The sequence below is a fragment of the Ramlibacter algicola genome, assembly GCF_016641735.1.
Lineage (GTDB): Bacteria > Pseudomonadota > Gammaproteobacteria > Burkholderiales > Burkholderiaceae_C > Ramlibacter > Ramlibacter algicola.
In genome coordinates, this window is the sequence record NZ_JAEDAO010000001.1 from 251961 (window position 1) to 270423 (window position 18463).

Consider the following 18463-nt stretch of genomic DNA (forward strand, 5'->3'; position numbering starts at 1 on the left):
GCGCGCCCGCATTGAATAATCTTCATCCGCGCCCGGCCCGGGTGCGCGACGATCGCCCCATGAACGCTCCCCTCGATCCCGCCGTCGCGTCGCAAGCCGCGCAACTGGAGCGCGTGCTGCCCGCGCTGCGGAAGGTGCTGCCGAACCACGCCTTGCTGTGGCATGACGAGGAAACGCGTCCCTACGAATGCGACGGCCTGACCGCCTACCGGCAGCGGCCGATGGCGGTGGCGCTGCCCGAGACCGAAGCGCAGGTGCAGGGCGTGCTGCGCGCCTGTCACGCGCTGGGCGTGCCGGTGGTCGCGCGCGGCGCCGGCACCGGGCTGTCCGGCGGTGCGATGCCGCATCGCGAGGGCGTCACGCTGTCGCTGGCGAAGTTCAACCGCATCAAGTCGATCGACCCGGCCAGCCGCACCGCCGTCGTCGAATGCGGCGTACGCAATCTCGCGATCAGCGAGGCCGCCGCCGCGTACGGCCTGTACTACGCGCCCGATCCCTCGAGCCAGATCGCCTGCACCATCGGCGGCAACGTCGCCGAGAACTCCGGCGGCGTGCACTGCCTGAAGTACGGGCTCACGCTGCACAACGTGCTGAAGGTGCGCGGCTTCACCGCCGACGGCGAACCGGTCACTTTCGGCAGCGACGCGCTGGACACCAGCGGCTTCGACCTGATGGGCGTGCTGGTGGGCAGCGAAGGCATGCTCGCCGTCACGACCGAAGTCACCGTGAAGCTGGTGCCCAAGCCGCAGCTGGCGCGCTGCATCATGGCCAGCTTCGACGACCTGCGCAAAGCGGGCGACGCGGTCGCCGCCGTGATCGCGGCCGGCATCATCCCCGCGGGCCTGGAGATGATGGACAAGCCGATGACGGCCGCGGTCGAGGACTTCGTGCACGCGGGCTACGACCTGCAGGCCGAAGCCATCCTGCTGTGCGAGAGCGACGGCACGCCCGAGGAAGTCGAGGAAGAGATCGGCCGCATGAGCGAGGTGCTGCGCGGCGCCGGCGCGACCGCCATCGCGGTCAGCCGCGACGAGGCCGAGCGCCTGCGCTTCTGGAGCGGGCGCAAGAACGCGTTTCCCGCGTCCGGCCGCATCAGCCCCGACTACATGTGCATGGACTCGACGATCCCGCGCAAGCGGCTGGCGGACATCCTGCTGGCGATCCAGGACATGGAGAAGAAGTACGGCCTGCGTTGCGCCAACGTGTTCCACGCCGGCGACGGCAACCTGCATCCGCTGATCCTGTTCGATGCGAACGACCCCGACCAGCTGCATCGCTGCGAGCTGTTCGGCGCCGACATCCTGGAGACCAGCGTCGCCATGGGCGGCACCGTCACGGGCGAGCACGGCGTGGGCGTCGAGAAGCTCAACTCCATGTGCGTGCAGTTCGCGCCGGAGGAGCGCGAGCAGATGCTGGGCATCAAGCGCGCGTTCGACGCCAGGGGCCTGCTCAACCCCGGCAAGGTGATCCCGACGCTGCAGCGCTGCGCCGAGTACGGCAAGCTGCTGGTGCGCGGCAACCGCCTGCCGCACCCGGACCTGCCGCGGTTCTGAGCCGCGGACCACCATGAAAGAAGCCGCCCGAGGGCGGCTTCTTCGTTGGGCGTCGCGCGCCGCTCAGGACGGCTTGCAGGACGTGTCGGTCTGCACGATGTCGGGCTGCCCCTTGGGCTTGTCCGCGTCGTCGTCGGAGGACTTGAGCAGCACTTCGACGAACTCGGTGACGTTGTTGGACTCGGTGAGCGCCTGCTGCACCACCGAGGCCGACGCGCCTTCGCCGAGCAGTTCCACGATGCGGTCCGTCAACGTGCCACCGCTGACCGGTGCCGGCGCAGGCGCCGGGGTGGGTGCCGGCGTCGGGGCGGCCGTCGGCGCGGGCGTGGGTGGGGGCGGCGCCGCCGCGATGATCAGCGGACGGAACACGCCACCATCGCTGAGGACCAGCGAGGGCACCAGCTCCGGCGGTGCCGTGGCTGCCTCGAACTCGCTTCCGGCCGTGACGGAGCCCGCGGCGACCATCACGTACGGATCCGGCACGGTGGCCAGCGCCATCTGGCTGCCGCCGTCGACCGCCGGCGGCGGCGACGCCACGGCGGGGATCGCGTTGACCTGCACGCCGCCTCCCAGCGTCAACGCACCGGTGACCACGAGCTGGTCGTGGGTGGTGCCCGGCACCGGTGGCGTGTTGGGCGCCACGTCGAGGACCAGCTTGCCGCCCGATTGCAGCACGAGGTCGCCGAGGATCGTCAGCGCGCCGGGCTGGCCGGCCGCATCGCCGGGGGACAGCACGCCGGCGTTGGCCACGTTGGCCTGCAGCATGCCGGTGCCCTGCACCACGCCGGCCGATCTGTTGACCAGGCTGCCGAGCCCCGGCGTGAACACGTCCTCCATCTCGTCGTACGTGCCCACGCTCAGCAACGACCCGCCGCCGAGATGCAGCACGCCGTTGTTCGTCATGGTGCCCACGTTGCGGACCCACGCGCCCGGCTGCAGGACCACGGTGCCCGAGTTGGTCCAGTTGCCGACGACGGACAGCGATGAAGCGGCGTACGACGGCGTCGGCTCGGTCGTCGGGACATCGAGGCTGGGGCCGACGAAGAGACCGCCCGCGACGTTGCTGAAGAAGGTGCCGCTGGTGCCCTGGACACCGGTTCGCGAAGGATCGGGGATCCAGCCAATCACCTCGTCGTAGGTCCCGGCTTCGCCGCCCACGCCGCCGAGGACGATGACGTCGCCGCCGAGCAGCACCGTGGCGGCCGGTGACGTCGTCGAGATGCTGACCATCCCGCCCGCGCCACCCGTGCCGCCGACCGCACTGCCACCCCCGTCGGAGAATCCGCCGCTGCCGCCGCTCGCGCTGAAGGAGCCCAGGAGCTGCGAGGGGCCACTCGCCTGGACCTGGATGGTGCCGCCCGCACCGCCGGCGCCGCCGCGGTCGCCCGCCGCGGTACCGTACGTCTGGCCGCCGGATCCGCCTTCGCTGTCGATGTACGTGCCGTAGACGAACGTCTCGGTGTCGGGGTCGCCCCCCTCGGCGCTGGCGAAGACGCCGCCACCGTTCGCGCGGAGCGTGATCGATCCGCCGGCGCCACCGGTGCCGCCGACGCTGGCGTGGGCGCCGCCCCAGCCGCCGTTCGCGATGATGGACAAGCCGTCCAGGTGCAGGTCGCCCGTCCCCGCCGTCAGCGAGATCGAGCCGCCCTTGCCACCCTGGCCGCCCGCGGCCGGGCCCGAGCCGCCGTCGCCACCGGAGGCATAGATGTCGGAGACCGACAGGGTGCCTCCGGACGTCAGCGTCACGTTGCCGCCGTTGCCACCGTTGCCCGCGTCGGCATAGCCGCCGGAAGCGTCGATCGACCCGACCGCCACGTTGCCCGCGGCCGAAACTTGCACCGAGCCGCCGTTGCCGGCCATGCCGGCGCCGCTGTCACTGCCATAGGCGTCGATCCAGCCCTGCACCGACACGTTGCCGCCGGTCGATCGCAGCAGCACGCTGCCGCCGCCGCCGCCCGAGGCCATGCTGCTGTCGCCGCCGCTGGCCGACACCGCGGTCCCGTAGAACGACGTCGCCGCCGCGACAAGTGCGGGGCTCTCGCCGGAGGTCAGGACCACGTCGCCCGCCGCCGTCACGCTCAGCGAACCTGCGTTGCCCCCGGCGGCGCTGCCATAGCCGCCATCGAGCCAGATCGTTCCCAACTGCACGCCGCCGCCGGCCGTGACCGTGACGGCGCCGCCGTGGCCGCCGTTGCCGGCGTAGCCGGAGCCGCCCGTGGCATCGATGCCATCCCGGACGACCACGTTGCCGCCCGACGAGGACAGGCTGACGACCGCGCCGACGCCACTGCCTTGCATGCCGCTGCCGCCTTGCGCGGAGATGCTGCCCATGTCGATGCCGGCCGCGCCTGCGGCCACCACCTTGCCGCCGGCGCCGCCGACACCGTCCGGGCTGTAGCCCCCGCTGACGTCCACCCAGCCGACGTTCAAGTTGCCGCTGCCGGACGCGAGGCTGACGGTGCCCCCGCTGCCGCCGTAGTAGCCGCCCATCGACCTGATCGAATCGATGGACACGTCGCCGGTCGCCGTGGTGACCATGATGTTGCCGCCGTTGCGCGGGACGCTGGAATCGGGTGCAACGCCGGACGCGTCCAGGTAGCCGCCGAAGACACCGGTACCGGCCGACAGCAACAGGTCGCCGCCGTGGGCACCCATGCTGCCGATCGCCCCGCCGTAGGTGCTGATCTCCGTGTAGTTGATCGTGCCGCCCGCGGTCAGGTCCACCGAGCCCAGGTTCACCGGGCTGGACTGGTACTTGCCGAACGTGCGGATGGCAGCCTGCGCGTCGATGTTGCCGGCGGCATGGATGCTCAGCGCATCGACCCAGACCGACGCTTCCGCGTCGACCCGCACGCTGCCCGAACCCGCGGCCGCGCTGGCGGCGTTGTTCGTGACGTGGATCTCGCCCTGGAGGCCCGGCAGGAACCCATCCGCCAGCCAGTTGTCCATCGCCTTGATGGTCAGCAGGTCGGCCTTGTTGGTGAAGGTCAGCACCGGCGCCGAGGCGGCCAGTGCCTGCACGCTGTTGCCGACGTGGGTGAGGTTGGCCATGCCATAGCTGGACGAGACCATCAGTTCCCTGGCGGTGATCGCAGCGGTCTGGCTCATGCCCACGCCCGACCCGTCGTCGCCGTAGGAGATCAGCGCCATCTGGTCGGCCTGCAGCGCGCCACCGATCGACAGCGTGCGCCCGTTGACGGCCATCGCGCCGCCGGAGGACAACGCGCGGCCGATCACGACGTCGCCATCGCTCGCCGACAGGAGCACCGAGTCGGTGGCCGAGATGGCGGCGCCGCTGCCCAGCACGAGGTCGCCGGTGGACGACTGCCGCAGTTCGAGGTTGCGGCCGTTGAAGCCGAAGGTGCCGCCGCCGAGCGAGAAGCCATCGACGGCCCGGAAATCGCTGCCGGCCCCGAAGCCGGTACTGCCGCCGGTCTGGCTGAAGTTGGAGGCCGCGAGCGATGCGCCGGACGCCGACAGCGTGCCGCTGTTGGTCAGCGTGTCGGTCACCACCAGGGACGAGCCCGCCCCCAGCACGAGGTTGCCTGCGTTGGTGAACGCCCGCACCGATTCGAGGGCGACGCTGCCCGCCGGATCGAGCGACCGCGCCAGCAGCGTCCCGCCGCTTTCGACGCGCGTCTCGCCCGTGCCGCGTTGGCCGGCCTGGAAGGACACCAGCAGCGAGGGCGGGGGCGGCGGCAGCGTGGGCGTCGGCGACGGCACGGGCGGGATGCGGGTTTCGAACGTGGTGGTGCCGTTGCGCACCACGATGTCGTTCCATGCGCTGAGCGTGAGGGTGCCGCTGCCGGCCGCGTCACGGTAGATCGTCGCGCCCTCGAGGTAGATGTCGCCAAGCGTGGCCGACCCGGTGCTGGCGCCGCTCGTCTGCACCAGGACGTTGGTGCTGCCGCCGGCATTGAGGGCCGCGTTGATGGTGCTGTCCCAGACCACGGACGTGCTGCCGTCGTCCGCGGTGCTGAAGTAGCCATCACCGGAGTAGTTCTCGGCCGGCGCCGGCGCCGCCGACGGGGCCGGCGCCGCGATGATGCGCAGGTCGTCCGGATCGAGCAGCCAGGTGCCGGCCGCGCCGCGCGCCGCCGAGGCCTGCACACTGGCACCGCGCACGTCCAGGTACCGCTTGCCTGACGTCTCGACGAAGCCGCCGTCGCCGCCGTTCGCGCCGGCGTTGGCCTGGATCGTGCCGTGCATGCGCGTGGTGTCGTCGGCCCACACGATCACCTTGCCGCCGTTGCCCGCCTCCGTGGCGTTCGCGCGCAGCGTCGCGGCCTGGTCCACGTAGGTGACCTGCGCGTTCTGCACGCTGGCGTTCTTGCCCTGGTAGTCGCCGCCGACGCGGATCTGGCCGCCGCCGGCAGTGTTGGACGTGTCGATCGTCGCGCCCGCGAGCACGCCGACCTTGGCGCCGAGCACGTCGGCCTGGCCCCCCTGGCCCGCCGCACCCTGGGCGCGGATGGCGCCGTCGGCGATCGCCGTGCCGGCAGCCTTGAGCACCACGCGGCCGCCTTCGGTCGTCACGGCCTGGGCCTGGATCAGGCCGCTGTGGCGCAGCGTGCCGGCGAACACGCCGACCGCGTCGCCCTGCAGCGTGCCCAGGTTCACCGCCTGGTCGGTCGGCGCCTGCACCTCGAACACGATGCCCTCCAGCCCGCGGCCGGTGACTTCGACCTTCTGCCCCGCGGCCAGCACGGTGGCGCCTTGCGGCGTCTGCACCAGCGCCGACGGGCCGGTCTGCACGTCCTGGCCGATCAGCACCACGTCGCCGCTGTGCGCGATGACCTTGCCGTCCACGCGCAGCAGGCCGCCTGCGCCGCCCTCGAACCGCAGGCGTCCCGCGGCCAGATCGGCATCGGCCATGCGGAGCGTCGACGCCGTGAAGCCGGCGGTGTCGACCACCGCGCCGGCACCGACGGTGATGCCGGCCGGGTTGACCAGCACCAGCCGGCCGTTGGAGCCCAGCGTGCCGTAGATCGCGCTGGGGTTGGCGCCGGTGACGCGGTTGATCGAGAGGCTGGCCGCGTCGGGCTGCGCGAAGAAGGTGGTGGTGCCGCCGGGCACCGAGAAGCTCTGCCAGTTGATCGCCGAGAAGCCGCCCTTGCCGTTGGTGGTCGTGATCGTCTGCACGCTGCCCTGTTGCGTGACCGCCATCCCGCCCACCACCGCGCTGCCTCCGGCGGCCTGCGCCTGCGCGGCCATCGGCGCGAAGCCGGCGGCGAGCGCCAGGGCCAGCAGCAGCGGCCGGTGGCCGGCGGCGGCCGGGGCCGGAGCGGGCACGGGCGAAAGGCGACGGGCAGGCGTTCGACGGGACATGGCGGGCTCTCGATCTGGTCGGCGGGTTCGGGGGGCGCAGGGTCGGCGGACGGCACCGGGCTGCAGCCGGCACGCGGAGCGTGCTCGACAGTAAGGCCACGGTAGCATACCGTTACAGCGACACCAAGGCTCTTCTGCACGAGGCAGGATGCCGTCCTTCGAGTGCCGGCGCGGAATGCGGCAAAGTTCACGATCGCGCCTTCCCACCCCTCCATGTCCATCTTCATCAGCATCGCGTCGTACTGCGACCCTGTCCTGCCGTTCACCCTGGCCCGGGCCCACGACACCGCCGCCCGCCCGCAGGACCTGCACCTGGGCGTGATCGACCAGAGCCCCAGTGGTCCCAGCGCGGCCGACATCGCGGCCACGCTGGCGCCGACGCGGATCACCTACCAGCGCATCGACCCGGTGTTCTCGCGCGGCCCCTGCTGGGCGCGCGCCCTGGCCATGACGCTGTACGACGGCGAGGACTGGTTCCTGCAGCTGGATTCGCACATGGACTTCGACGAGGGCTGGGACGAGCGCCTGGTCGCGCAGGCCACGGCGCTGCAGGCCGGCCGGCCCGGCGCCGTGATCTCGTCGTACCCGAGCGCCTTCGCCTTCGAGAACGGCGAGCCGGTGCGCCGCCCCGTGACCGGCCGCATCCTGGCGCACGTGGTCAAGCCGGGGATGCCCTTCGATCCCGAGCACCCGGTGCTGTCGTTCGAGGCCCATCCGGTGAACCGCGACGAGCCCGTGCCCGGCTTCCACCTGGGCGCCGGCTGCCTGTTCGCGCCGGGCCGGTTCGCGCTGGAGTTTCCGTACGACCCGGCGCTGTACTTCCACGGCGAGGAGCAGGCGCTGGCCGCGCGGCTGTTCACGCACGGCTGGGACATCTTCCACATGGCCGAGCTGCCGATCTGCCACCTGTACAACGACGGCAGCTCCGGCGGGCCGGAGCGCCCGCTGCACTGGGACCAGGCGCATGACCGCCAGCGCCCGCAGGTGTGGTGGGACCTCGAGCAGCGCTCGCGCAAACGGCTGGCCGACCTGGTGGCGGGCAAGCCGCTGGGCGCCTACGGGCTGGGCACGGTCCGCACGATGCAGGACTACGCCGCCTTCAGCGGCATCGACTATGCGGCGCGCACGATCGCGCCGCGCGCCTACAAGCCGCTCGCCGGCGCCTGAACGCCGCGCTCGGCCACCTCGAGCGCCAGGCACAGGTCGGACCAGGCCTTGGCCTTGTCCGCCAGGTTGCGCAGCAGGTACGCCGGGTGGTACGTGACGACAAGGGGCACGCCCTGGTAGCTGTGCACCCGGCCGCGCAGCTTGCCCACCGGCTCCTGCGACTGCAGCAGGCTCTGCACGGCGAAGCGGCCCATCGCCAGGATGATGCGCGGCTGCACCAGTTCCACCTGGCGGCGCAGGAAGGGCTCGCATTGGGCGACCTCCTGCGGCTCCGGATTGCGGTTGCCCGGTGGGCGGCACTTGAGCACGTTCGCGATGTACACGTTGCTGCGGCGGTCCAGCCCGATCGCGCGCAGCATGTTGTCCAGCAGCTTGCCGGCCTGGCCGACGAAGGGCTCGCCCTGCAGGTCTTCGTTCTCTCCGGGTGCCTCGCCGATCACCATCCAGTCGGCGCGCTGCGGGCCGACGCCGAAGACGGTGGTGTGCCGCGTCTCGCAGAGGCCGCATGCGCGACAACCGGCGACGGCGCCCTGCAGCGCGTCCCAGTCGAGGTCGAGCGCAGGCCGAACGTCGGCGATCGGCGCGAGCGGGGCACGTGCAACGACCGGCGCCGGCTCCGGCGCAGGCGGGCGCACTTCAGCGAGTGCGATTGCGGGCGCAATGGGCGCAATGGGCGCGATCGGCGGCAGCAAGCGCAGCCCCATTTCGCGCAGCATCGCCACGCGGCGGTCGTCGAGGTCCAGGCTCACAGCTTCAGGCTCATCACGATGGCGTCCTCGCGCAGGCCGCCATGGCCCGGGTAGTAGCCCTTGCGTTCGCCCACGCGGCGGAATCCCGCCTGTTCGTACATGCGCTGCGCGCCCACGTTGGCGATGCGCACTTCCAGCCACAGCCACTCGGCGCCCTGGCCGCGCGACCAGGTCGCCAGCGCCTCCAGCATCAGGCGGCCCCAGCCCTGGCGCTGGTGCGCGGGCGCGACCGTGATGTTGAGCAGGTGCACTTCGTCGACGCCCTTCATGGCGACGAAGTAGCCCAGCACCTCGCCCCCCGCGCACAGCAGTTGCGCCTGGTAGCCGGAACGCAGCGAATCGGCGAAGTTGCCGGCGGTCCACGGGTGCTCGTAGGCGCTGCGCTCGATGCGCAGCACTTCCTCGATGCGGCCTTCGGCCATGGGCTCGAAGCCGGCTTCGTCGACGCGCAGGACTGCACTCATGGACGCATTGTGGCTTGGGCCGCCGCGGCGCGCGCCGCCTCGCGCTCGGCCGTGGTCTGCGCGACCTTGTCGCGCACGTACAGCGGCAGCGCGTCGTCCGCGGCCACCGCCTCGCCGGCCGCAAGCAGCGCCGGCGCCAGGCGCACCAGGGCGAGGGCGGACGGGATGACGTCGATGCGATCGCCCGCGGGAAGGCGATCGCCGTAGGCCGCGAAGGCGTTGCCGGCCTGCAGCACGCCAGCCGGCGCCGTGATCGCCTCGGGCGCGGCCAGCACGATGCCGCCCTCGCGATGCCAGCGCTGCCCGTCGTGGCGGTAGCGCGCCGCATAGACCTCGTTCATCCGCGCATCCAGCAGCGCGAGGACGTCGGCCGCGCCGCGTTGCTCCCGCGCCTGCTCGGCCACCAGCATCAGCGTCTCGACGGGAAGCACCGGCACACCGGCGCCCAACGCGAGCCCCTGCGCCGCGGAGCACGCGGTGCGCAGCCCGGTGAACGATCCCGGGCCGCAGCCGAAGGCGATCGCATCCAGTTCCGCGAGCACCAGCCCCGCGCGGCCGAGCAGGTCCAGCACCGCGGGCAGCAGGGTCGTGGAGGCTTGCGCGCCGCCGGCTCCGCGGTGGTCCAGCGGGGCGAGCAGGCCGGGAGCAGCCACCGCGATGCTCAGGGCATCGGTGCTGGTGTCGAAGGCGAGGAGCTTCAAGGGGAGGGCTGGAAGGAGGACGGATTATCGGACCCCGATAATCGGCGGCATGCGTGTCCTGCTGACGTTGTTCGTGACCTGGCTGGCCACGGCCGTCGCGGCGCAGCCCCTCCCGCCCGAGATCGACGCGGCCCTGGCCGCGGCGCGGCTGCCGCGCGACGCCGTGACGATCGTGGTCACCGACGTCGATCCCGCCAAGCCGCCGCGCCTCAGCCACCGGCCGACCGCCGTCGTCAATCCGGCGTCCATCGCCAAGCTGGCGACCACGCTCGCGGGGCTGGACGCGCTCGGCCCCGCGTACACCTGGTCGACGGCGGTGCTCGCCGATGGTCCCGTGCAGGCCGGCACGCTGCAGGGGAACCTGTACCTCAAGGGGCAGGGCGATCCCAAGCTCGTGCAGGAACGGCTGTGGCTGCTGCTGCGGCGCGTGCGCGCGCTGGGCATCGAGCACGTCGCCGGCGACATCGTGCTGGACCACTCGGCGTTCGACGTGCCGGCGGCCGACCCGGGCGCGTTCGACAACGAGCCGCTGCGGCCGTACAACGCCGCGCCCGACGGCCTGCTGCTGAACTACAAATCGGTGCTGCTGGGGTTCGTCCCGCAGGCCGATGGCACCGCGCGGGTGATCGCCGAGCCGCCGCTGGCGGGCGTGCAGTGGCCGACGTTCGTCACGCTCTCCGCCGGGGACTGCGGCGATTGGCGCGCCGCCCTGCGCCCCGACTTCAGCGACCCGCAGCATCCGCGCTTCGCCGGCGCCTATGCCGCCGCCTGCGGCGAGCGCACCTGGCCGCTCGCCTTTCCCGACCCGCGCACGTACGCGACGCGCGTCATCGCGGGCGCCTGGGCCGACGCAGGTGGCCGCATCGGCGGCACCGTGCGTGACGGCGCCGTCCCGGAGGGCGCCGTCGTCCTGGCCACCTCGGCGTCGCCGCCGCTGGGCGAGGTGGTGCGGGACATCAACAAGTTCAGCAACAACGTGATGGCGCAGCAGCTGTTCCTCACGCTGGGCCTGCAGTTGCGCGGCAGCGGCACGCGCGAGGCCGCGCGCGAGGTGCTGCGCACCTGGTGGCGCGAGCGCATCGGCGGCGAGCCACCGGCCATCGACAACGGCTCGGGCCTGTCGCGCGACGAGCGCGTCACCGCGCAGCAGCTGGTCCGGCTGCTGCAGTACGGCTGGTCGAGCGCGGTGATGCCGGAATTCATCGCCTCGCTGCCCATTGCCGGCGCGGACGGCACGATGCGCCGCTCGCAGGCGCTTGCCTCCGCGCACCTGAAGACCGGCAGCCTGCGCGACGTCTGGGGCGTGGCCGGCTACGTGCGCGGGCCCGACGGCCGCCGCCAGGTGCTGGTGGCGATCGCCAACCACCCGAACGCGGCCGGCATGCGCCCGGTGGTCGATGCGCTGCTCACCTGGGCGGCGAAGGCGCCATGACGATCGCGGTCGACTGGGTCGGCTACCTGGCCGCGTTCCTCACCACCTGCAGCTTCGTGCCGCAGGCCTGGCTCACGTTCCGCTCGCGCGACGTGCGCGGCGTCTCGCTGGGCATGTATTCCGTGTTCGCCATCGGCGTGGCGCTGTGGCTGGCGTACGGCCTGCTGCTGCGCGCCTGGCCGATCGTGCTGGCCAACGGCATCACGCTGGCGCTCGCGCTGTCGATCCTGGCGATGAAGCTGCGGTACGGCGGGCGCTGAAACGGCGAAGGGCCCGTCGCCGGGCCCTTCCTCTCGTCCTGCGCTACGGCGTCAGAACCGGTTGCGCAGCTGGTTCGCGACCATTTCGCCCAGCGTGGCGTGCGCGGGCGGCGTGAAGTAGACGGGGTCTGCATACAGCGTCGAGCCCGGCACCAGGGCCGGGTTCAGCGTCGAGGCCGTGCACAACGCCGAATTCACCTGGTTGGGCCCGATGCCGATGCCCGGGCCGGGGTCGACCGAGGTGCACAGCGGCGTCACGACGTTTTCGTAGCCGTAGAGGAGCGGATTGGCCGTCACCAGGTTGAACAGGAGCGCGATGTCGCTGTACAGCACGTGCGAGCCGAGATCCACGATGGACACCAGCAGCGAATCGTTGAAGCGGGTGGTCAGGGCCTCCAGGCGCGCGTTGGCACCGCGCGCGGTGGCCCACGGCGTGCGGCCGAGGTTGTAGGCGCCCAGCACCATGACGTGCTTGGCGCCGGCGTTGACCAGGCGTCGCACCTGTTGCCCGAGGGCCGCACCGGCGGCCGCCACGTTGGCGGTCGTGGTCGCGCTGTCCTGCTGGCCGTTCAACTCGAGCTGTGCCTCGGCGATCAGGTCGGCGATGCCACCCTGGACCAGGATCGCGTCGGGCGCCTGCGGGCCGCCGGCGGCCAGGAAGGCGTCGACCTGCATCGCGATGGTCGGCGTGGACGCGTTGCCCTGGGCGTCGGGCGTCGCGACGACCCGGGCGCTGCCGATCGCGTACGAGGTGCCGCCCGCGCTGCTGGCCGCCAGGGGCAGGCCGTACGCCAGGGCCACGTTCTGGGTCCAGTTGACCGGGCTGACGTTCGCCGTGTACTGCCTGCCGCCGCGCTGCCCGATGTCGCTGAAGGCGTCACCGAAGGTGACCAGGCGGCCGGGGATGAACTTGGACACGGTCTCGCTGCCGCCGCCGCAGGCGGACAGCAGGGAAGCCAGGCAGGTGGCCGCCAGCAGGACGCGGCGCAACCGTTGGAAACGCATGGGGAGGTTCTCCGGAAAAGCGACGGCTAGTGTAACGAGAGCTCGTCAACGGCCCACGAAGCGCGGTCAGCCCGCTGCCGCAGCGCGTTGCAGGCGGTCGCGCACGCCGTCCCAGGCCGCGTCGGCCGGCGGCGTCTCGATCCAGATCAACTGCACGCCCTGGTCGTCGAACTCGCGCAGCACGGCGAAGAGCAGGCGCGCCGCTTCGGCGGCGTCGTCCGGCATGCGGCGGCGCACGACGCCCGCGGCCGGCGTGCGAAGGATGGCGCGCGACCACACCGCGATGTTTCGGGCTTCGGCCCCGAGCACGTCGAGCGCGGTCTGCAGCGCGCCGGCTTCCATCAGCCGCAGCCGCGCGCGCGGCGCGTAGTGCGCCTCCAGCGTGCCCGACGCACGCGGCGCGGCGCGGTCGACGTCCTCGGGCCGCGCGAGCGCCTGGCCGGCCGCGGCTTCGATGCGGGCAACGTCCAGCATGCCGGGACGCAGCAGGACCGGGCGGCCGCGCGTGCAGTCGACGATGGCCGATTCGATGCCGACCTGGCACGGCCCGCCATCGAGCACCAGCAGCCCGGGGCCGAATTCGGACTGCACGTGGGCCGCGGTGGTCGGGCTGACGCGGCCGAACTTGTTCGCGCTCGGCCCGGCGATGCCGTGCACGGGCGGTTGCGCCGTGGCGCACGCGCGCAGCAGGGCCTGCGCCGCGGGATGCGCAGGGCAACGCACGCCGATGGTGTCCTGCCCGCCGGCCGCGACGTCCGCGATGCCGCCGCGGCGCGGCAGGATCAGCGTCAGCGGGCCGGGCCAGAAAGCGTCGATCAGCCGCCGCGCGAAATCGGGAATGCTGCTGGCGAACACGCCGGCCGCGGCCGCATCGGCCACGTGCACGATCAGCGGATGGTCCGCCGGCCGGCCCTTGGCGCGGAAGATGCCGGCCACCGCATCGCCGTTGCCCGCGTCGGCGCCCAGGCCGTACACCGTTTCGGTCGGGAACGCGACCAGCTCGCCGGCCTGCAGCGCCTGCACGGCGGCTTCGATCGCGGCGGGATCACGGGCATCGCGCAGCACGGACTCAGAACCCTTCGAGGCCCAGCACCTCGCACGCGCGACGGGCGGTCGCGCGCGCATCGGCCAGGTGCGCGGCGGTGCAGGTGAGGTGGCCCATCTTGCGGCCGGGGCGCGCTTCGGCCTTGCCGTACAGGTGCAGGTGGGCGCCCGGCAGCGCGAGCACGTCGGCCCAGGCGGGCTCGCGTTCGCTGCCATGCGTGAACCACAGGTCGCCCAGCAGGTTCAGCATCACAGCGGCGCTGTGCTGGCGCGGCTGCACCAGCGGCAGCCCCGCGAGCGTGCGCACCTGCAGCTCGAATTGCGACACGTCGGCGCCGTCGATGCTCCAGTGCCCGCTGTTGTGCGGGCGCGGGGCCATCTCGTTGACCACCAGCGCGCCGTCGTGCAGCACGAAGAATTCGACGCAGAGCACGCCGACGTAGCCGATGCCCTGCGCCACCGCACGCGTCGCTTCGACCGCGCGTTGGGCGACGTCGTCGGGGACCACGCCGGCGCCGACTTCGGTGACGGCCAGGATGCCGTCGCGGTGCAGGTTGCGCTGCACCGGCAGGTTGACCATTGCTCCGTCGACGCCGCGCGCGACAACCACCGAGCATTCGAACGCCAGCGGCAGCAACTTCTCGAGCACGCAGGGCACGCGCTGCATGCGATCCCAGGCGGCGGCGAGCGCCTGCGGCGAGTCGACGCGGGCCTGGCCCTTGCCGTCGTAGCCGAGCCGCGCGGTCTTCAGGATGCCGGGCAGCAGGTCGGCGCGGACCGCGGCGAGTTGCTCGGGCGTTTCGATGACCGCATGCGGCGCGACGGGCACGCCGCAGCGCGTGAAGTGCGCTTTCTCCTGCGTGCGGTCCTGCGCCACCGCCACCGCGTCGGCGGACGGATGCACGGGGCGTTGCGCGGCGAGCGTGCGCAACGCCTGCGCGGGCACGTTCTCGAACTCGGTGGTGATCGCTTGCGCCGCTTGCGCGAGGTCGCGCAAGCCGGTCTCGTCGAGGTAGCCGGTGCGCACGTGGTGGTGGCTGACGCGGCCGGCCGGGCTGTCCGCATCCGCGTCTAGAACAGCCGTCGAATAGCCGAGCGCCTGTGCGGCATGCACGAACATGCGGCCGAGCTGGCCACCGCCCATCACGCCCAGCGTCGCGCCGGGAAGCAGGGGGCCGCTCATGCGCTGGGCGGCACGGTCATCGTGCGCGCCGCGTCAGTCTGGCGGGCGCGGAAGGCGTCGAGCCTGGCGCGCAACTCGGGGCTGGCGCCGGCCAGCATCGCGACCGCGAACAACGCGGCATTCGCGGCGCCTGCTTCGCCGATGGCGAACGTCGCGACCGGGATGCCCTTGGGCATCTGCACGATGCTGTGCAGGGAGTCGACACCCATCAGGTGGCGGCTGGGCACCGGCACGCCCAGCACCGGGACGGTGGTCTTGGCGGCAAGCATGCCCGGCAGGTGTGCAGCCCCGCCCGCGCCGGCAATGATGGCCTGCAGGCCGCGGCCCGCGGCCTCCTGCGCGTAGGCGAACATCTCGTCCGGCATGCGGTGCGCCGACACGACCCGCGCCTCATGCGGGATGCCGAATTCCTGGAGAATCTGCACTGCGTGCTGCATGGTGGTCCAGTCGCTGCTGGATCCCATCACCACGCCGACCTGGACCGGGGGCATGCGCTGCTCCTAAAGAACGAATTTTAAGGTTACGAGCCCCACACCCATGATCGACGTCACGCTGGAGAACTTCGAAGCCGAAGTCATCGCCGCTTCCATGACCCAGCCCGTGCTGGTGGATTTCTGGGCCACGTGGTGCGGCCCCTGCAAGGTGATCGGCCCGATCCTGGAGAAGCTCGAGGCCGACTACGCCGGGCGCTTCAAGCTGGTGAAGATCGATTCGGACCAGGAGCAGCAGCTGGCCGCCGCGTTCGGCATCCGCAGCATCCCCACGGTCATCCTGCTGGTGAACGGCCAGCCGGTGGACGGCTTCATGGGCGCGCTGCCGGAAGGCCAGATCCGCCAGTTCCTCGACAAGCACCTGCCAGAAGCAGCTCTCGAAGAAGAGGAACTGCCGGTCGAGGAGGAGCCGCAGGACGCGGGCGCGCAGCTGGAAAAACTGCAGCACGCGGTGGCCACGGACCCCTCGGACGACGACGCGCGCTTCGAGTACGTCAAGGCGCTGCTGCTGGCGGGCCGGGCCGACGATGCGAAGACGGCGTTCGCGCCGGTGGCGTCCAAGGCCGGCGTTTCGCGCAAGCTGGACGCGTTGCAGCGCGTGATCGAGGCCAACGACTTCGCGGCGTCGCAAGGCCCCGCGGCGCAGGTGATCGCCGGCTTCGATTCGAAGATCGGCGCGAACAAGCGGGACTTCGAAGCCCGCTTCGGTCGCGCGCGCGTGCTCGCAGCGCAGCGCCGCTGGACCGACGCGATGGACGAACTGCTGGAGATCCTGATGCGCGACAAGTCCTGGAACGAGGACGCCGCGCGCAAGGCCTACATCGCCATCCTCGAAGTCATCGAGCCGGCCAAGCCGAAGGTGGCCGATGGCCAGATCCCGCCGGATGACCCGACCGTGGCGACGTACCGCCGGCGGTTGTCCAGCGTCGTGCTGAGCTGACCTGCGGACGCAAGAAGCAGGTCGTCCCGGCGAACGCCGGGATCCAGACCTCAGGTCGTCAACCGTTCCAGCGCCTCGCGGTACTTGCCCGCGGTTTTCTCGATGACGTCCTGCGGCAGCTTCGGCGCCGGCGGCTTCTTGTCCCAGGGCTTGCCGTCGATGCGCACCTGCTCCAGCCAGTCGCGCACGAACTGCTTGTCGTAGCTGGGCGGGTTGTCGCCGCGCGCGAAAGCCGCGTCGTAGCCTTCGACGGGCCAGTAGCGCGACGAATCGGGCGTCAGCACCTCGTCCATCAACACCAGTCGCCCCTGCGGGTCGAGGCCGAACTCGAACTTGGTGTCCGCGATGATCATGCCCTTGGCCAGCGCGATCTTCGCGGCCTCGGCGTAGATCGCGATGCTGGTGTCGCGGATCTTCGCGGCGAGGTCCGGGCCGACCATCTCCACCGTCTTCTCGTAGGTGATGTTCTCGTCGTGCTCGCCCATCTCGGCCTTGGCCGCGGGCGTGTAGATCGGCTGCGGCAGGCGGCTGGCGTTCTTCAGCCCCGCAGGCAGCGGCACGCCGCACACGGACTGCGTGTCCTGGTACTCCTTCCAGCCGCTGCCCGCGAGGTAGCCGCGCACGACGGCCTCGATCGGCAGCGGCTTGAGCCGCTGCACGAGCATCGAGCGGCCGACCACCTGCTGCACCTCGGCCGAGTCGACGACGCTCTCGGGCACTTCGCCGGTCAGGTGGTTGGGGCACAGGTGGCCCAGCTTGCCGAACCAGAACAGCGCCATCTGCGTGAGCAGCTCGCCCTTGCCCGGAATGGGCTCGCCCATGATCACGTCGAACGCCGAGAGGCGGTCGCTGGCGACCATCAGGATGCGGTCGTTGCCGACGGCGTAGTTGTCACGCACCTTGCCGCGCGCCAGCAGCGGCAGCGAAGTGATCGACGAGGTGTGCAGGGCGGAGGTCATGGGCGGCGCCTCGAAAAGAAAACGGCCCGCGACGTGCGGGCCGTTGATTATCGCAATCGGGGTGGTGGCGTCAGTTGACGGTCTGGGCCAGCTCGCCCTTGGCGTACTTCTGCGCCACGACCTGCAGCGTGTCGCCCTTGATCTTGCCGGCCTGGCCTTCGCAGCCGAACTCGATGTAGCGCTGCTTGCAGACCTGCTTGGCGGCTTCGCGCGCCGGCTTCATCCACTCGCGCATGTCGAACTTGTCCGGGTTCTCGGCGAGGAACTTGCGCACCGCGCCCGTCATCGCCAGGCGGATGTCGGTGTCGATGTTGATCTTCCGCACGCCGTGCTTGATCGCTTCCTGGATCTCCTCGACGGGCACGCCGTAGGTTTCCTTCATCTTGCCGCCGTACTGGTTGATGATGGCCAGCAGGTCCTGCGGTACCGACGAGGAGCCGTGCATCACCAGGTGCGTGTTCGGGATGCGGCGGTGGATTTCCTTGATGCGGTCGATCGCCAGGATGTCGCCGGTGGGCTTGCGCGAGAACTTGTACGCGCCGTGGCTGGTGCCGATGGCGATGGCCAGCGCGTCCAGCTGCGTCTTCTTGACGAAGTCGGCGGCCTGCTCGGGATCGGTCAGCAGCTGCTCGCGCGTCATCGTGGAGTCGGTGCCGTGGCCGTCTTCCTTGTCGCCACGCATGGTCTCCAGCGACCCGAGGCAGCCCAGCTCGCCTTCGACGGTGACGCCCAGCTGGTGCGCCATGTCGACGACCTTGCGCGTGACGTCGACGTTGTAGTCGTAGCTGGCGATGGTCTTGCCATCGGCTTCCAGCGAGCCGTCCATCATCACCGACGAGAAGCCCAGCTTGATGGCGCCGGCACACACGTCGGGGCTCTGGCCATGGTCCTGGTGCATCACCAGCGGGATGGAGGGATAGGCCTCGAGCGCGGCCTGGATCAGGTGCTTGACGAAGGGCTCGCCCGCGTACTTGCGTGCGCCGGCGCTGGCCTGCAGGATCACCGGCGAACCGGTCTCCTTGGCCGCTTCCATCACGGCCTGCACCTGCTCGAGGTTGTTGACGTTGAAGGCCGGGATCCCGTAGCCGTTGGCGGCGGCGTGGTCCAGCAGTTCGCGCATGGAAACAATGGGCATGGTGCAGTCCTGCAATGGTTGGAAAGCGGTGCGCCGCGGCCCGTCGGGCGGC

The 18463-nt window shown here is 71.5% G+C and carries 15 protein-coding genes; 5 read left to right on the forward strand and 10 right to left on the reverse strand.

Annotated features, from left to right (window positions below; genetic code table 11):
* The first annotated feature begins 59 nt into the window (after nucleotides 1-59).
* Complete coding sequence (locus I8E28_RS01310; RefSeq protein ID WP_200786049.1) at nucleotides 60-1553, forward strand: FAD-linked oxidase C-terminal domain-containing protein; 1494 nt, start codon at nucleotides 60-62, stop codon at nucleotides 1551-1553.
* 63 nt (nucleotides 1554-1616) lie between these two features.
* Here I8E28_RS01310 and I8E28_RS01315 read toward each other — a convergent pair whose 3' ends face one another.
* Entirely contained in the window at nucleotides 1617-6845 is a 5229-nt protein-coding gene (locus tag I8E28_RS01315) for a two-partner secretion domain-containing protein (protein ID WP_200786050.1), read from the reverse strand.
* A gap of 249 nt (nucleotides 6846-7094) precedes the next feature.
* Between I8E28_RS01315 and I8E28_RS01320 the strand changes: the two genes are divergently transcribed.
* On the forward strand, nucleotides 7095-8048 hold the full coding sequence (locus tag I8E28_RS01320; protein WP_200786051.1) for a GlcNAc-transferase family protein: 954 nt from the start codon (nucleotides 7095-7097) through the stop codon (nucleotides 8046-8048).
* Here the strand turns inward: I8E28_RS01320 and I8E28_RS01325 are convergent.
* The 3 genes from I8E28_RS01325 to tsaB are packed head-to-tail and all read right to left on the reverse strand — an operon-like array spanning nucleotide 8024 to nucleotide 9962.
* Nucleotides 8024-8881 carry a uracil-DNA glycosylase gene (locus I8E28_RS01325; RefSeq protein WP_420850231.1) on the reverse strand — a complete coding sequence of 286 codons (858 nt, stop codon included), beginning with the start codon at nucleotides 8879-8881 and terminating at the stop codon, nucleotides 8024-8026. The genes I8E28_RS01320 and I8E28_RS01325 overlap by 25 nt on opposite strands.
* Entirely contained in the window at nucleotides 8794-9261 is a 468-nt protein-coding gene (rimI, locus tag I8E28_RS01330; protein ID WP_200786052.1) for a ribosomal protein S18-alanine N-acetyltransferase, read from the reverse strand. The genes I8E28_RS01325 and rimI overlap by 88 nt, the downstream gene beginning before the upstream one ends.
* The gene (gene tsaB, locus I8E28_RS01335; protein ID WP_200786053.1) at nucleotides 9258-9962 is read right to left on the reverse strand and encodes a tRNA (adenosine(37)-N6)-threonylcarbamoyltransferase complex dimerization subunit type 1 TsaB; all 705 of its coding nucleotides are present in this window, start codon (nucleotides 9960-9962) and stop codon (nucleotides 9258-9260) included. The genes rimI and tsaB overlap by 4 nt, the downstream gene beginning before the upstream one ends.
* Before the next feature lie 49 nt (nucleotides 9963-10011).
* Here tsaB and dacB point away from each other — a divergent pair, with 49 nt between their 5' ends.
* Complete coding sequence (dacB, locus tag I8E28_RS01340; RefSeq protein ID WP_200786054.1) at nucleotides 10012-11394, forward strand: D-alanyl-D-alanine carboxypeptidase/D-alanyl-D-alanine endopeptidase; 1383 nt, start codon at nucleotides 10012-10014, stop codon at nucleotides 11392-11394.
* Nucleotides 11391-11654, forward strand: a complete 264-nt coding sequence (locus tag I8E28_RS01345; RefSeq protein WP_200786055.1) for a SemiSWEET transporter — start codon at nucleotides 11391-11393, stop codon at nucleotides 11652-11654. The genes dacB and I8E28_RS01345 overlap by 4 nt, the downstream gene beginning before the upstream one ends.
* A gap of 51 nt (nucleotides 11655-11705) precedes the next feature.
* Here the strand turns inward: I8E28_RS01345 and I8E28_RS01350 are convergent, their stop codons facing one another.
* The 4 genes from I8E28_RS01350 to purE all read right to left on the reverse strand — a co-directional run bounded on the left by I8E28_RS01350 (nucleotide 11706) and on the right by purE (nucleotide 15377).
* On the reverse strand, nucleotides 11706-12659 hold the full coding sequence (locus tag I8E28_RS01350) for an SGNH/GDSL hydrolase family protein (RefSeq protein WP_239027161.1): 954 nt from the start codon (nucleotides 12657-12659) through the stop codon (nucleotides 11706-11708).
* Nucleotides 12660-12725: 66 nt separating this feature from the next.
* Nucleotides 12726-13724, reverse strand: coding sequence for an L-threonylcarbamoyladenylate synthase (locus I8E28_RS01355; RefSeq protein ID WP_200786056.1), 999 nt, complete (start codon nucleotides 13722-13724; stop codon nucleotides 12726-12728).
* Between the two features lie 4 nt (nucleotides 13725-13728).
* The gene (locus I8E28_RS01360) at nucleotides 13729-14886 is read right to left on the reverse strand and encodes a 5-(carboxyamino)imidazole ribonucleotide synthase (protein ID WP_200786057.1); all 1158 of its coding nucleotides are present in this window, start codon (nucleotides 14884-14886) and stop codon (nucleotides 13729-13731) included.
* Nucleotides 14883-15377: a 5-(carboxyamino)imidazole ribonucleotide mutase gene (gene purE / locus I8E28_RS01365; RefSeq protein ID WP_200786058.1), complete on the reverse strand. Its 495-nt coding sequence runs from the start codon at nucleotides 15375-15377 to the stop codon at nucleotides 14883-14885. The genes I8E28_RS01360 and purE overlap by 4 nt, the downstream gene beginning before the upstream one ends.
* A 46-nt stretch (nucleotides 15378-15423) precedes the next feature.
* On the opposite strand from purE, the gene trxA reads away from it, so the two are divergent.
* Entirely contained in the window at nucleotides 15424-16317 is an 894-nt protein-coding gene (gene trxA, locus I8E28_RS01370) for a thioredoxin (protein WP_200786059.1), read from the forward strand.
* 50 nt (nucleotides 16318-16367) lie between these two features.
* Here trxA and I8E28_RS01375 read toward each other — a convergent pair whose 3' ends face one another.
* Both I8E28_RS01375 and fba read right to left on the reverse strand, forming a co-directional pair.
* Nucleotides 16368-17276, reverse strand: coding sequence for a phosphoribosylaminoimidazolesuccinocarboxamide synthase (locus tag I8E28_RS01375; RefSeq protein WP_200786060.1), 909 nt, complete (start codon nucleotides 17274-17276; stop codon nucleotides 16368-16370).
* Nucleotides 17277-17346: 70 nt separating this feature from the next.
* The gene (fba, locus tag I8E28_RS01380; RefSeq protein WP_200786061.1) at nucleotides 17347-18411 is read right to left on the reverse strand and encodes a class II fructose-bisphosphate aldolase; all 1065 of its coding nucleotides are present in this window, start codon (nucleotides 18409-18411) and stop codon (nucleotides 17347-17349) included.
* Between the last annotated feature and the right edge of the window lie 52 nt (nucleotides 18412-18463).